Source organism: Mesorhizobium sp. B283B1A, from assembly GCF_020165735.1.
GTDB classification, from domain to species: domain Bacteria; phylum Pseudomonadota; class Alphaproteobacteria; order Rhizobiales; family Rhizobiaceae; genus Mesorhizobium; species Mesorhizobium opportunistum.
Genome location: NZ_JAIUIQ010000024.1, coordinates 57,672 through 72,304 on the forward strand (window position 1 = coordinate 57,672; position 14,633 = coordinate 72,304).

Consider the following 14,633-nt stretch of genomic DNA (forward strand, 5'->3'; position numbering starts at 1 on the left):
AACATCCCCTCCGTTTCCCGGAGCTGGGCCGAGCGCCGTGTCGACAGGGCAGGCGAGCGTCGCCCCGTGGTACCCGATTCAGATGACCTATTTCTCAGACGTATTGTGCGGTGGCCGCTAAGCCATCCTCTCCGAACTTCCAGCGTTTCGGACAGTCTACTGTTGGCGCAATCACAACCTAAGTCATCGACAGCGGCGATGGCTGCTTTCCGTCGCGATTAGGTCGGCCGGAATGACCGAGGTTGGGCGCAAAGCGGAATGTGGGCATCGCGCCGCGACGGTTGAGATTCAATCGCGGCTCAGAGCTCGCCGGAGGGCGCCGAAGCGAATGCGATATTGCGCCGGCGTCAGCCCGACCTTGCGGCGGAAGAGCCGCCCGAAAAAACTCGCGTCCTCGTAGCCGACTTCATTCGCCACCGCTTCGACAGGGAGATCGCCCGTCTCCAGCATCTGCTTGGCCTGCTCGAGCCTGAGCGCGTGGATGTAGTCGATCGCCTTCATGTCCGTAGCCCTGGCGAAGCGGCGCACGAAGGAGCGCTCGGACAAGCCTGACAACCTTGTCATGGCGGCGACGGGGGACGGAGTCCGATAGTTGAGTTCCGCCCATTTCTGGCACCGGTTGATCACCGCGTCGCTGGTCTGGCGAAAGCGCAGCAGGGCGGCGAAGGGCTGCTGGCCCATGTCGTGCCACTGCAGCATGTAAACCTTGCCGACCTCCATCGCCTCCTTGAGGCCGACAAAGCGCGCGATGAGATAGAGGGCGAGATCCTGCCAGCTCGAGCCGCCCCCGGCCATGACGATGCGCTGGGCCTCGCCGCTCAGCACGAGCGACTGGCCCGGCTTCACCTTAACGCCAGGATAGTTGTTCGTGAGCGTCTCGACATAGCCCCAGTGAATGGTGGCCTCGCGATTGTCGAGCAGCCCGGCCTCGCCGAGCAGCACCGCGCCCGAGCATGCGCTGGCCAGCATGGCGCCGTCGTCATGCGCTCGCTTCAGCCACGCGGCTTCGGCGTCATACTGCCCGGCAACGCTTTCTCCCGGATTGACGAAGAAATCTGGAATACAGACGATGTCGGGTGGCGGGCAATCGGCAAGGCTGTGATCTGGGCGCACCCAGATGCCGTTTGCAGCGCGAAACGGGCTGCCGTCCCCAGCAACCACATAGGGCCGCATGCGCGGCATGCCCGCCACACCGCTGGTGATGAACAGGAAATCCCTGCCGGGCGAGGAAAACAGGTCGAACATGCCGTAGATCGTGGAGGCGGTAGCCTCCGGAACGGCAAGGATCGCCACATTCAATGGGCCGATCTGTTCAACCATGGCAGAAATGACCGCCTTTCAGCATTTTCGACTTTAGTGGCCGTGCCCGCGCCGCGCTAGCGTGTGTGAAACGAGGAGACCGCCACATGGCCGCCACCGCTACCCTTGCACCATCGAGCATCGAAAGCTTCCGTTCCGTCATGCGCGGCGAGGTGCTGGAGCCGTCGAGCCCATCCTATGACACGACGCGGATCGTCTGGAACGGCATGATCGACCGACGTCCCGCTCTCATCGCGCGCTGCCGGAGTTCTGCCGATGTCGAGGCGTCGGTGAATTTCGCGCGCGAAGAGCGGCTGGCGATCGCGATCCGCTCAGGAGGCCACAATGTTGCAGGCTACGCCGTCTGCGACGGCGGGCTGATGATCGACATGTCGCTGATGCAGGGCGTGCGGGTCGCGCCCGGCCTCGATCGCGCCTTCGTCGAGGGGCGGCGCCACCTGGGCCAATGTCGATGCGGCCACCACCCCGCATGATCGCGCCACGCCAGGCGGCCTCATCTCGGCGACGGGCGTTGCCGGCCTGACGCTTTCCGGTGGCATAGGCTGGCTGCGCGGCAGCCACGGCCTCAGCGTCGACAATCTGCTGGGGGCCGATCTGGTGACCGCCGATGGCCGCCTCATCCGTGCCGACGCGACGCAGAACCCGGGTCTCTTCTGGGCGCTGCGCGGCGGCGGCGGCAATTTCGGCGTGGTGACGAGCTTCGAGTTCAAGCTGCACCCGATCGAGCCGGAGCTGATGTTATGCGGTCCGGCCTATCCCGAAGAGCGCGCCAACGAGATCATTCCACTCTGGCGCGACTTCATGCAGACCGCACCCGATCGCCTAAGCGGCCTGGCGGAATTCTCCACGCTGCCGGACGATCCCTCGATCCCCGAGCATGCAAGGGGCCGGCGCGTCCTGGCGCTCGCGCATGTCTATGACGGACCGGCCGACGAGGGCGAGCGGGTCATGGCGCCGTTGCGCAGCTTTGGGGAACCGCTCGTCGATTTCAGCGGCCGCATGCCATATCGCACCATCCAGTCGCTCTATGACGGGCTGTTCCCGAAAGGCCGCGACCGCTGCTACTGGAAATCCACCTACCTCTCGCGCCTCGACGACGAGGTCATCGGGGAGATCACCGCGCGGATGGCGAAGCGACCCTCCGAAATGACCTTCGCCTCGATCTGGAAGTTCGGCGGTTTCGTCCAGCGCGTCCCAGCCGATGCGACCGCCTTCGGCGACCGCTCCATGCCCTTCATGCTCAGCCTCGACGCCATCTGGCCAGGCGCTGACGAGGACGATGCGAACATCGGCTGGGTTCGCAGCTTCTGGCAGGAGATGCAGCGCTACTCGACCGGGCGCCTCTATCTGAACTTCCCCGGCCATGGCGAAGGAGCGGATCTCGTGCGCGACGCCCTGGGAGCCGAGGCCTACGCGCGGCTCGCCAAGATCAAGCAGATATACGATCCGGACAATCTGTTCCGCCTCAACCAGAACATCCTGCCAATGCACTGACGCGCAACTTCAAGTCGGGCGTACGGTAGCGACTCTTGCCTGGGTCGTAGTGGCTTTGAACGCGCTGAGCCGCGAGGGACGCCCAGCGTCATCGCCACGATGTCGGCTTTCAATCAGTGACAGATCTGTCCGCAACGACCGAGATTGAGGCGCGAAGCAGTCGATGGTCACTGACCTTTGGTGGCCGCTCTCCACCCTATGTCAGACGGCGACTTTTGCGTTTACCGCTGAGCACGGACGATGCGAGCACTATCGGAAGTCCCGTGTCTTCACCTTGATTGGCTCGACCTTCAGCGTTGGATCGACGAGGTCCCGTGGCCGCAGAACCTTCGGCAAGCTGCGAGGATCGATTCCAGGCCCACCATGATGGGCTCGTGACGGCATGGCGGTGTTCGGAGAGTGGGCGCAGTGAATGCTATAGGGGACCGCCAGTCTGAGAACGCGGCTATCCGCAAGTGTGGAGGAACTCGAGCGGGTGACGACAAAAATTGCCTCGGTCGATGTGGACGAGACTGAGCATTGAGTCTGAGCAGAAGCGTCTTCAATAACTGAGAACGGAACACGACGCTCACACGTCTACGCCTGCTTTGCGAAACCCCTCGAGCCACAATTCATGGTCTTCGGCCAGTGCGCACATGCCTGCACAATTGCAGGCGAATGCTGGAATATCGAAACCTGTCGGTGCCTCGCCTAGAATTGCTTTTGCCTCATCGATCCTCCCCAGTTGGGAAAGGCACATCGACTGAAGCAATCTTACATAGAAAGGTGCGCCGTTAATTGTTCTGTAGGTATTAAGGGCTCCTTCAAAGTCACGCATTAGATACTGTACGTCTGCCAAGATAACGGTCCATCCCGGCGGTACGCGTGGCTCAGCCCGACATACACGTTCAATTATTTCCCGTGCGCGATTGCGTTCGCCTATGAACGCGAGAACTAGTGCCCGTGTGGCGGCCGTGGAGATGTCACGCGGATTGAGTAAACTTGCACTATCAGAATATCGTCTTGCATTGTCTCCATCCCCGAGCATTAGGTACGCAGCTGCTACCTGTTCAAGCACGTAGGCGTCTGTCTTGTCGGCAGCGATAGCTCTTTCAGCGTATCCGCGAGATAGTTCGGCGATTTTCATATGAGTGTCACGTGCGGATCCGGTAAATCGTCTATAGCCATATAGGCCACTCAACATGGCCAACGCTCTCGCATATTGAGGATCAATTTTGATCGCCTGATTCAGGCAGCTTATAGCATCCTCCTCATCGCCATTTCTAGAAGCCTGCCTGCTGCGCAACCACAAACTATAAGCGGTGGTGCTTGTCGTCGGATTTCGCTGACGAGCTTTGCTTGCTGCTTCATCCAAATTATAAAAAAGCCGGCCAAGAATAGCATCAACGATCTCGTCCTGAACTTGAAATATGTCTTCAATTCTCCGATCGAATTTTTCTGCGAACGCATGAGTCCCAGTTTGAACGTCAATGAGTTGAACTGTAGCACGCACCCTGTTGCCGGCCTGGCGGATGCTTCCCTCGATCACAAAATCAGCCCGAAGCTTGCGGCCTATCTCCGCCACGTTTACGGACCGATCCTTAAACAGAGCTGTCGTATTACGTGCAATCACTGACAGATGTTGATAGCGGGAAAGCTCCGTGATTATGTCTTCGGTAATTCCATCGGAGAAATAGTCTTGTGCTGGGTCGCCAGACATATTTGCGAATGGCAATACCGCCACTGTCGTACGCTCGTTGACCCTTAAAAATTGGGCTTCTTGGACTCCTTCTGCATCTTTGGGCCTGATGCGATAGACGCGAATTGTCCGGGATATATTCTTGAGGGAGCTTTCCCCAATGTCCTCGATTGAAATCTCGAGCTTTCCTTGAATCGCGTCGTACATTTGGCCCGAAATGCAAATACCTCCCGGCTCGGACAGGGTTTCAAGCCGAGCGGCGATGTTAACACCGTCACCGTAGACATCCGACTCGTCCTCTATGATGTCTCCCAGGTTAATGCCTATCCGCAATCTGATCCGATTAGCATCTGCTAGCGTTTCATTTGCCTTGGCCATGCGGAGCTGAAGTTCAAGCGCACAACTCACCGCATTTACTGCGCTGGCAAATTCGGCCAGGATTCCGTCGCCCATGAACTTGACAATTCGACCGGCGTGCTCTCGAACGGCCGGCACCACGATCTCCCTTCGCCGTTCCTTGATCACCTCAAAAGTGCCGAGCTCATCCGCCTCCATGAGGCGGGAGTAACCAACCACGTCGGCCACTAGGATGGCAGCCAAACGGCGCTGCGCAGCGTTTCCGACCACTGCCGACCAACCTCTTCGTTCCCATCGCCCCAACCAATCTACAACAAGGCGCAAATGTCTGCCAGAAACTTGCCTCAGCCGGTCGAGCAGGTTTTTGGCGAGCGTGGTTCGCCCTTCACGCCGGAGACAGCGCCCTGGCGTGCGATCAGCTAACAATTGCCGTTGTCGCCCCGATAAACGCCCGACAGCGGCGTTGGGATTGTGCCTGGTGCCAGATCGCTCGTATCGACAGCAAGTACCTTCATCGTGGAAGCTTGCTGACCTGGTCATTACGACCCGGCTGCGCCGTATCCTGTTTCCGTCGCTGCGCCATGGCGGCGGCACCAACCTGGTGACCTTGTCGAAGCGACAGGGTCGCGACGATCCCGGTCACCGGCTGCCGAACGATCAGTCAGGCCTTGAGTTGCTAGCTGGGGTCGGAACAAGAGCAGTGCGAAATCGTACGCTAAGGTCGAACGGAGCAGGAACGTTATGCGGCGCGCCTTAGCCCGGCCGGGAGCCGAAGCGACCTGAAGCCTTCCAGGAGATGTTGCTCGCTGTCCCAGGTGTAGATGCCCGTCGTTTGATGTGCTCCCAACTCAGCGGCGAGATATGCTTCAACAGTGTATCTGGGATGTTCCTTCCCGCTCGTTTGAGCTCTGTGACTGCGCGGTCGAGATAGACAGTGTTCCAGTGTACGATCGCGCTGACGACTAGATTGAGGCCCGATGCGCGGAATGCCCGACTTTCGAACGACCGGTCGCGGAGTTCGCCACGCTCATGGAAGAAGACTCCGCGTTTGAGTTTGTGCGCTGCCTCGCCCTTGTTGAGGCCGGCTTGGCAGCGTCGCTGAAGTGGTCACGCTCATCGCCTCCAGCTGGAAGCGCTCGCGCATGCCTTCCTCGTTGTTCGCCCTTTGGTTCATTGTAAAGGATCAAGTGGTCTAATGCTAATCGACGAGGCGGCTTTGGGGCCGCAAGGCGGCGGGCAGCTTTTTGCCACCGAACTGCGACAGCGGCCACGAAGCCTTTCACCTCCTGGCGCGCCGCGTCGATCCAACTGGCGACGGCCGGGAGAAAGGTCGGGCAATCGTCATAGATCACCGGCTGGAGCTCGAAATAGACCTGGCGGCGCTTTGCCCGGATCGGCGAGCGAGCGCGAAGACCAATTTGTGCGCCCGGCAGGGCGTCCTCCGGATTGCCCCCCGCTCGGCCGATGGGTCGGCTGCGCTGCCCGACACCTGCGACGCACGTCAGAGGCTGTTGGAGACGCGAAAGGCCGTCGGGACTGCCATGTGATCTCGCTCTCTATGTGCCTTTCTAAATATTGACTGGAAGCACCAAGATTCGATTAAGTGCGCTCCAGTATGCTGCGCCAACAGGAAGTTGCTCTGACCGAGACTCCACGTTGGCAAATGCTATTCATCAGCGCTTCCGCACCTTGATGACCTGGACCAGTCTTCCGGCAGTGATTGCCCTTATCGTGCTGTTGCTCGCTGGAATTTTTGCCGACCATCAAAACAGCATTGTTGCCGATCAGGCATTGCGCGTTGACGTCGCGAAGGAGATGAACCTCATCCGCGCCAATCTTGAGGGCAACGTCAATGGAGACCTTCAACTCGTGCGCGGTCTGGTCGCGACGATCGTCACCGAACCGAATATGAGCCAAGACCGCTTTGCCCAGCTGGCAGAGAGCCTCTTTCGCGAGAAGATACACCTCAGAAACATCGCCGCTGCCCCAGGCCTGGTCATTTCGTTGATGTATCCGATGCAAGGCAATGAGAAGGCCATTGGACTGGACTTTCGCAAGGATGAAGAACAGCGTGAAGCGGTTCTTCGGGCGCGCGATACCAAACAACTGGTGTTGGCCGGACCGGTAGAACTCAAGCAAGGGGGTCAGGCATTCATCGGGCGATTCCCTGTCTTCCTTGACCGTGACCGCCCTACCGAGACGTTCTGGGGCATAGTGGCTGCGGCAATCGACATTCAGAAGCTGTACGAGGACAGCGGTCTTTTAGACAAGAAACTGCCGATCGAGATCGCGCTGACAGGCAAGGACGCTCTCGGCCAAAGCGGCGCGCGATTTTACGGTCCCGCGCATGTGATCGAAAGCAATCCCGTTATGGCCGAGGTGCGTCTGCCGACAGGATCATGGCAGATTGCCGCTATTCCCAAGGGTGGTTGGAATGCCACGCCCCGCAACGTCTGGATTTTGCGACTGGCAATGCTCATCGGCGGCGCTCTGGTCGTGGTTCCCATAGTCATTGCGGGGCGACTTCTCGAGCAACGGCGCAAGCACTACGCCGATTTGCGCCTCAGCGAACGACGGCTTGCACAGCTTTCGGAGAGGCTGGAGCTTGCGCTTGACGCCTCTCAAATTGGCGTCTGGGAGCAGGATCTCGACTCGGACATCATATACTGGGACGACCGTCTGAACGAAATCTATGGCAAGCCGGCAGATGGCAAACCGAAGACCTTCGAAGAGTGGTCAAGATCGATCCACGCCGACGATCTTGAGCAGGCTAAGCTGGATTTCGCCAAAGGAATCGCGACGGGCCTGTACTCCTCGGAATATCGTGTAGTGCTTCCCAATGGAGTTGTTCGACATCTTCGCGCGCGTGCCAAAAGTTACAGGGATGGTACCAACCACAAAATGGTCGGCGCAGAATGGGACGTGACGGCGGATGTCAACCAGACGCAGGAGTTGGAACGGGCAAAGAACCTCGCCGAAACGAAGAATGCTGAGTTAGAGGCAGCGACAGCGCGCAATGAGCATACGGCGCTTCACGATTCCCTGACCGGCCTTCCGAATCGCCGTCACCTAGACACGATGCTCGATAGCCACGCCGCCACAGGTTCAACGACTGGCAGCGGTGCCGCTCTTCTGCATCTTGATCTCGATCGTTTCAAACAGATCAATGACACACTCGGCCATGCTGTCGGGGACGCCGTGCTGATCCATACCGCGAAGGTGCTGACATCGACTGTTCGGTCAGCAGACTTCGTTGCTCGAGTCGGAGGCGATGAGTTTGTCGTACTCTGCAGCCGCGATATCTCCACTGACCGACTCAGCCAGCTGGCCGACCGCATCGTCCAGAGATTGCGACAGCCGGTGCCCTATAAAGACCACCAATGTCGTATTGGGGTCAGCATCGGCATCGCGGTCGAAGCGGACGGTCCCGTCGACGGCCCACGCTTGATGGTCAACGCGGACATAGCCCTCTACCGGGCCAAGAGCCGGGGACGCAATCGATATGAGTTCTTCACCGAAGATCTCCAGTCCGAGATCGTTCGGACCAAACGGGTCGCCGATGAGATCCTCGCGGGGTTGGAACGCAACGAATTTGTTCCGCACTACCAGCTGCAGTTCCACGCGAAAACGTTAGAGGTTGCGGGCGTCGAGGCACTGGCGCGCTGGAACCATCCGATCGCCGGGCTTCAGACGCCAGCCGGGTTCCTGAAGATTGCGGAAGAGTTGAATGTCGTTTCGATCATCGACCGGCTGGTGCTCGAACAAACTCTCCAAGACTTCGATCGGTGGCAAAGAGCCGGCCTGTCGATGCCGCGCGCTTCGGTGAACGTCTCCGCGACGCGGTTGCAGGACGGGGAGCTGATCAATAGCCTGAATTCGCTTTCAATAAAACCCGGGACCGTTTCGTTCGAGCTTCTAGAGTCGATCTTCCTCGACGACAATGATGAGCTTGTGGTCTGGAACGTCAACCAGATCAAGGAACTCGGAATCGATATAGAAATTGACGATTTCGGCACCGGCCACGCCTCGATTGTCAGCTTGATGAAACTTCAGCCGCGACGGCTGAAAATTGCACGCCAGCTAATTGGTCCAATCGCCGAGTCAGCCCAGCAGCGAGAGGTCGTACAATCGATTTTGCAGATTGGCAGGTCCTTAGGGGTGGAAATCATCGCCGAAGGTGTCGAGACGATGCGGCAGGCCGAGATCCTTAAGGACCTGGGCTGCGACATCCTGCAAGGCTATGCGCTGAGCCGGCCGATGAACGCACACGGCATCGTGGAGTTCTTAAGCAGCCGTCGAAGGCGCCCAGCATCCTAATACCTGAAATGGGCGATTTTCAACCGAAAGGTACAAGCTTGCCAGCCGTCTCGGCCCAGCCACGTCCGCTTGGTCAACGGATCGGATGGCTGGAATGACTGACGTGGGCCGGTGGGTTCAACCGGTCACTGCAACACCTTTAATCTGAGAGGATTGGGAGGTGTCGCATGGTGACGTCACGGATCTGGTTTACCCCGGAGCAGAAGGCCGAGCTTTGGGAGCGGTGGAAACAGGGTCAGAGCATTTCATCGATCTCGCGGGCACTAGACCGCCGGACCAAGGGCGGCGTTCAGCGGATCGTATCCTTACACGGCGGCATTGCTCCGTCAGCAAGGCGTAGAGCGGCCTCGGCGCTCGAGCTGGGGGAGCGCGAAGAGATCTCTCGCGGGATTGCGGCAGGTCTTGCCATCCGCGCTATTGCACGAAGTCTGGGGCGATCCCCATCAACGATCAGTCGCGAGATCTCGCGCAATGGCGGTGCCCAAGCGTATCGCGCAACCCGAGCCGACAAGCAGGCTTGGCAGCGCGCGCTTCGCCCGAAGCAATGTCGCCTGGCATGCTCTGGACGGCTAAAGTGGCGGGTGGCGCAAAAGCTGGCACTGCAATGGTCGCCGGAGCAGATTGCGGGTTGGCTGAAGCGAGCGTACCCAGGCGATCCAAGCATGCGGATATCTCATGAAGCGATCTATCGCAGCCTGTTCATCCAGTTGCGAGGGGTGCTCAAGAAGGAGCTGACAGCCCATCTGCGCACCAAACGACAGATGCGCCTCGGCAAAGGTGCACAGAGCAACCGAACGGGGCAAGGTCAAATCCTCGATATGGTCTCCATCCGCGAGCGTCCCGCCGAGGCAGAGGATCGTGCCATCCCAGGTCATTGGGAGGGTGATCTGCTCACCGGAGCAAACGACACGAACATCGTCACCCTGGTCGAGCGACACAGCCGGTTCACGATGCTTGTGAAGTTGGCCAGAAGGGACTCAGCGACTGTCGTGGCGGCCCTCGCCGAGAAAATCGGCACATTGCCCCAAGAGCTGCGGCGCTCGTTGACATGGGACCAAGGCAAGGAGATGGCTCGTCATAAGAGCTTCACCGTCGCAACCGATCTCCAGGTCTACTTCTGCGACCCGCGCAGTCCCTGGCAACGAGGCAGCAACGAAAATACCAACGGCCTGCTCAGGCAGTACTTCCCCAGAACAACCAACTTCTCGCAGGTCCCGCAGGCCCAACTCGACAGCGTCGCCCTGCGGCTCAATCAGCGCCCCCGAAAAACCCTGGACTTCGAAACACCCGCCGATAGGCTACACAAGGTGTTGCAGTGACCGGTTGAACCCACCGCCCGAAACTTGCCCTTCCGGTTTCGGAACCAAGTTACCAAAATGCAGCCCTTCAGCCCTTGACGGCGTTCATCGCTGTTGATCCCCCTGCTCTGTTGACTGTCGGCAGTAATGCGCGAAGCCATTCCGTTGCTGGCACCTCATTGCCGAGCGTTATCGGCCTGGCAACTGACCGATGATGTTGCAATCGACCGTGCGGTCGGAACGCTCGGTGTAAGCGGCGTAGCTCACTTGATGCATGTTCATGGAGATTTCACGAACCAGCTTTCGACGGACCGCCGTGGCGAACATCGCAGCGTGGGTGACGCCGATTGCAAATGCGTCCGGTCCGCCGATGACGCAGCGCTCGAAATAGGATTGCAGCCTGGAGGGGTCGTACGGCGCAAACCCGTCGGCCTCGCCAATGCGGGGTAGTGTAATAGGCAGCCCGTTGATCGTCACACCTTCCGCGAGAAGAAACTGCCGAATGGGGTCAATGAGTGCTCCGGCATTGTTCGGTCCGTCGCCGGATACGTCAACAACACGGCGCGGGCTGCGCAAGCCGCTCTTCGCGAACAGCCCATTCGCGGCCTGCAACGCGCCGGAAATCGACGTTCCCCGGCCTTCAGTCAACGACAGAGCAGCGAGCCCGTCCGCCAAAGTCAGAGTATCCTCTCGGCTTTCGACAATTGTCCACGGCACGATGACGGTTTGCTGATTTGGTCCCGCCCACTCCAGATAGAGCACTGCGATTCTTCCCAGTTCTCCCGCCTTGATTGCCATCGCGATGTCTGCGTGGCGGAAAGCATCAACATAGCCGTCGCGCTGCACTTTTTGCTCGATTCTGCTCATCGACGGCGAGACGTCCACGGCAAGGATCAATTGCAAATCGACTTCGGCCAGGCCGTCCGCGGGACGATCCGTCGAGTGGGCCTGTGGCGCTGTCGCGAAGAACAGGGTGAGCAGGAAGGCGGCCGTGAGCCGCAGCACTGGTCTTGCACCCATGCTTCCAGCAATCCATACTAAGCAGTCCATGGCGAACCCCTCTCACCGACAATGGAATGTGGAATTGTCGGTCCGGGGCGTTTGCCAAGTCACGAACGGCTTACGATCATTCGCCGAAATCCGCGCTCCCCGCACGGTCTGGATGATGATCAGTCGTCGCAGCGCGAAACCGTGCTAGTATGGGACTGCGGCTTCGTGCTTAGGGGAACCGGCTTGAATAGCTCGCCGCCCACGACGTTCGTGCTCAACGGCGTGACCGCCGACGTGAGCAGGGAGACCTTGCGCGACCAGTTCAATAGGACAATCGCAGTTCGCCACCAGACCTTCGCGGTACTTCGCCACCTTCTGGAGAATGCTGATCGCGTCATCACCAAGGACGAGCTGATGAAGGTGGTCTGGAATGGGCTAGCCGTCACCGATGACAGCCTGGTCCAATGCATTCACGAGATCCGTGCGGCGCTCAACGACAGTCGCCAGGCCGTCGTGCAGACAGTGCCGAGGCGCGGTTACAGGTTGGTCCTTCCCTCAAATGCCGGACCAAGATTGGTTACAATTCTGGCGGCAGAATTGGCCGGCGAAGTCCGGCCGGCAGGCAAGGATGAGCGGAGCATTGCTGCACTTACCCCGGCGTACAGGCAGGTCCTTGATGGGCTGCTGATAAAACATGCCGGTCGTGTCTTCGCGAGCGTCGAAGAGACAGTCCTTGCGGAGTTTGCTGGCCCTGTCGAGGCGTTGCGGTGTGCGAGCGAGATCCAGCATGAGGTCGATAGGCGGAACTGCGAGGTTCCCGAGACAAAGCGGCTGCGCTTCCGCATCGGCGTTGACCTAGGTTACGTCGTCGCCGAGGGCGACCACCTCAGGGGCGAGGCCGTCGAGGTTGCAGCTCATCTTCAAACCTTGTCACGCCCCGGCGGGATTTGCATCACGGAAGCGGTCCGCGTCCAGGCTCAGGCCCACCTCTCGCTGGAATTCATCGATCTCGGCGAGCACAAACTGAAGGATGTCGCCCGTGCCTTGCGCATCTACCGCGTATGCCTTGCGTCCGAGGAACCGGTCAAATCGCCATTTCGCGGTCTCGATGCCTTCGAATTCGAAGATGCCGATCTATTCTTCGGCCGAGCGCGGGCGATTGCCGCCTGCACTGCCAGACTGGAGCAGCAGGCAGCAAGCGGCACGGCATTCCTGCTCATCTACGGAATGAGCGGTTGTGGCAAGTCGTCCCTCCTGCGCGCTGGCCTGCTGCCGTCATTGACGCGACCTGGAGCCGTGGCAGGCATATCCTTGTGGCGCCGCTGCCTGATCCGCCTCTCCGAAGGACCGGATGCATTCGCTGTGTTGGCTGCGGCGCTGCTTCACGACGCTGCTGTGCCGGAGCTGTCCTCAGAAGTAACAGCTGCGGAACTCGCTCTGCTTTGCAGGAGCACGCCGGATCGAGCCCTGGCGATGGTCCGACAGGCACTTCGCAAGGCCGCCGGGCCGGCCCGCTCACAGATCAGACTGCTTGTGGTCATCGATCAGCTGGAGGAGCTGTTCACGACGGAGAGGCAGCCGGCGACGCGCGAGGCCCTTGTGCGGTTCATGGCGGTGCTGGCGGCGAGCGGACTGGTCTGGGTGATAGCGGCGATCCGTTCGGATTTCTTCCACCGCTGCGGCGAGGTTCAGGGCTTCTCGGCTCTCAAGGACGGCCTCGCCAGCTACGAACTCCTGCCGCCGACTGGCACAGAGATTGGGCAGATCATCCGCGAACCCGCCCGCGTTGCCGGCCTCCGCTTCGAGGAGAACCCCGAGCGGGGTCGACTCGATGATGTCCTGCAGGAGGCAGCGGCTGCAGATCCCGGATCATTGCCGCTTCTCGAGTTTGTCCTCGACGCGTCGTACCAGGCCAGTGGCGACCGACGCGTTCTGACCTTTGCACATTATCGTGCGCTGGGCGGCCTCGAAGGCGCAATCGCGCGCCGCGCCGACGAAGTCCTGGACTTGCTGGCGCCCGGGATCCAGGACGCCTTGCCCGCGGTGCTGCGCGCCCTCACCACGGCGAGCCTGGCCGATGAAACAGTCACGGCACGTCCAGCCCTGTATACCGAAGTTGCGGGCACTCCCGCGCGATCGGCCCTCGTCAGTGCCCTCATCGACGCACGGCTCCTCGTCAGCGACGAGGACGCCGCAGGGCATGTTTTCGTTCGTCTTGCACATGAAGCACTGTTGAGCCGTTGGCCGCGCGCCGGTGACATTGTGAATGCAAACCGGAACTTTCTCGCGACGCGCGAACGCCTGAGGGCCGACGCCCACCGATGGCACCTGGAAAACAGGAATCGAGAGCTTCTCCTCCCGTCCGGCAAACGTCTGGCGGAGGGCGAAGAGTTGATGCTTACAAGGCGGCAGGAGGTCGACGATGCCGTCCTTGAATACATCGAGGAGTCCTTGCGTGCCCATCGGCAGAAGGAGGAGAAGGACCGTCACGCAGAGCTAGCACTGGTCGCGGCTGCCGAAGAGGCAAAACGCGAGCGCCTCGAGCGCGAGGCCGATCGCCGGAGCCTAGCGGCTGCCGCGGCAAACCGGCTTGCCCGACGGACACGGAACGCCGCTATCGTCGCAATAATGCTCGCTGTCATGGCGGGTGCAGGCGCATTGGTCGCCCTCAAAGCGCGGGAGGAAGCAAGGGGGCAACGCGATCAGGCGCTGCGCAATCAGTTCCTTTCGCTCTCGTTCCTTTCCGAGCGGTCCGCCGCGGCAGGCAATACCGAGGCTGCGATCCGGCTGGCGCTTGAGGCGCTACCCTCGAAAGAGCAACCCGAGCGGCCATATCTATTTGAGGCGGAGGCAGCTCTCTACAAGGCTCTGCTGGCGCACCGGCAGATCAAAATCCTCCGCCCTGGCGCCGCTGTGGCGCATGCGGCATTCAATCCTACAGGTGATCGCATCGTCACCGGATCCTATGACAAAACTGCAGCCGTCTGGGACGTCTCCACCGGTGCCGAAACTGCAATTCTAAAAGGTCATGAAGGGGCCGTGGAAAGGGCCGAATTCAGCCCCGACGGGAGCCGTATCCTGACGGCCGCGAGTACGGCACTGCACGTCTCTGGGACGCCGTCTCGGGAGAGCAGCTCCACATCCTGCGGCCGGTAGGCAATTTCCCGACGGCAATCTTC

At 60.1% G+C, this 14,633-nt stretch carries 8 protein-coding genes and 2 pseudogenes; 6 read left to right on the forward strand and 4 right to left on the reverse strand.

Translation table 11 applies throughout. The features are described from left to right. Positions 1–288: 288 nt before the first annotated feature. On the reverse strand, positions 289–1,320 hold the full coding sequence (locus LB577_RS20775) for a GlxA family transcriptional regulator (RefSeq protein WP_224688125.1): 1,032 nt from the start codon (positions 1,318–1,320) through the stop codon (positions 289–291). Between the two features lie 86 nt (positions 1,321–1,406). On the opposite strand from LB577_RS20775, the gene LB577_RS33150 reads away from it, so the two are divergent. The 3 genes and pseudogenes from LB577_RS33150 (at position 1,407) to LB577_RS33325 (ending at position 2,814) form a co-directional block, all read left to right on the forward strand. Next, positions 1,407–1,793 (forward strand): FAD-binding oxidoreductase, encoded by a 387-nt coding sequence (locus LB577_RS33150; protein ID WP_263496173.1) that lies wholly within the window; start codon positions 1,407–1,409, stop codon positions 1,791–1,793. After that, positions 1,729–1,887, forward strand: a pseudogene (locus tag LB577_RS33530) (FAD-linked oxidase); the annotation flags it as partial. The gene LB577_RS33150 and the pseudogene LB577_RS33530, both read left to right, overlap by 65 nt. Before the next feature lie 30 nt (positions 1,888–1,917). Continuing rightward, on the forward strand, positions 1,918–2,814 hold the full coding sequence (locus tag LB577_RS33325) for an FAD-binding oxidoreductase (protein WP_249491027.1): 897 nt from the start codon (positions 1,918–1,920) through the stop codon (positions 2,812–2,814). Between the two features lie 568 nt (positions 2,815–3,382). Here LB577_RS33325 and LB577_RS20790 read toward each other — a convergent pair. Further along, positions 3,383–5,389, reverse strand: coding sequence for an adenylate/guanylate cyclase domain-containing protein (locus LB577_RS20790; RefSeq protein WP_224688126.1), 2,007 nt, complete (start codon positions 5,387–5,389; stop codon positions 3,383–3,385). Positions 5,390–5,588: 199 nt separating this feature from the next. Then, positions 5,589–5,953: pseudogene (locus LB577_RS20795) on the reverse strand (Tn3 family transposase); the annotation flags it as partial. A gap of 588 nt (positions 5,954–6,541) precedes the next feature. Between LB577_RS20795 and LB577_RS20800 the strand changes: the two are divergent. Further along, entirely contained in the window at positions 6,542–9,166 is a 2,625-nt protein-coding gene (locus LB577_RS20800; RefSeq protein WP_224688141.1) for an EAL domain-containing protein, read from the forward strand. 167 nt (positions 9,167–9,333) lie between these two features. Then, positions 9,334–10,485, forward strand: coding sequence for an IS30 family transposase (locus LB577_RS20805; RefSeq protein ID WP_224688127.1), 1,152 nt, complete (start codon positions 9,334–9,336; stop codon positions 10,483–10,485). A 168-nt stretch (positions 10,486–10,653) separates the two neighbouring features. Here LB577_RS20805 and LB577_RS20810 read toward each other — a convergent pair whose 3' ends face one another. Continuing rightward, complete coding sequence (locus LB577_RS20810; RefSeq protein ID WP_224688128.1) at positions 10,654–11,469, reverse strand: DUF1194 domain-containing protein; 816 nt, start codon at positions 11,467–11,469, stop codon at positions 10,654–10,656. Between the two features lie 228 nt (positions 11,470–11,697). Between LB577_RS20810 and LB577_RS20815 the strand changes: the two genes are divergently transcribed. Then, a complete protein-coding gene (locus LB577_RS20815) occupies positions 11,698–14,610 on the forward strand; it encodes a winged helix-turn-helix domain-containing protein (protein WP_224688129.1) in 2,913 nt (970 codons plus the stop codon). Positions 14,611–14,633: the final 23 nt, after the last annotated feature.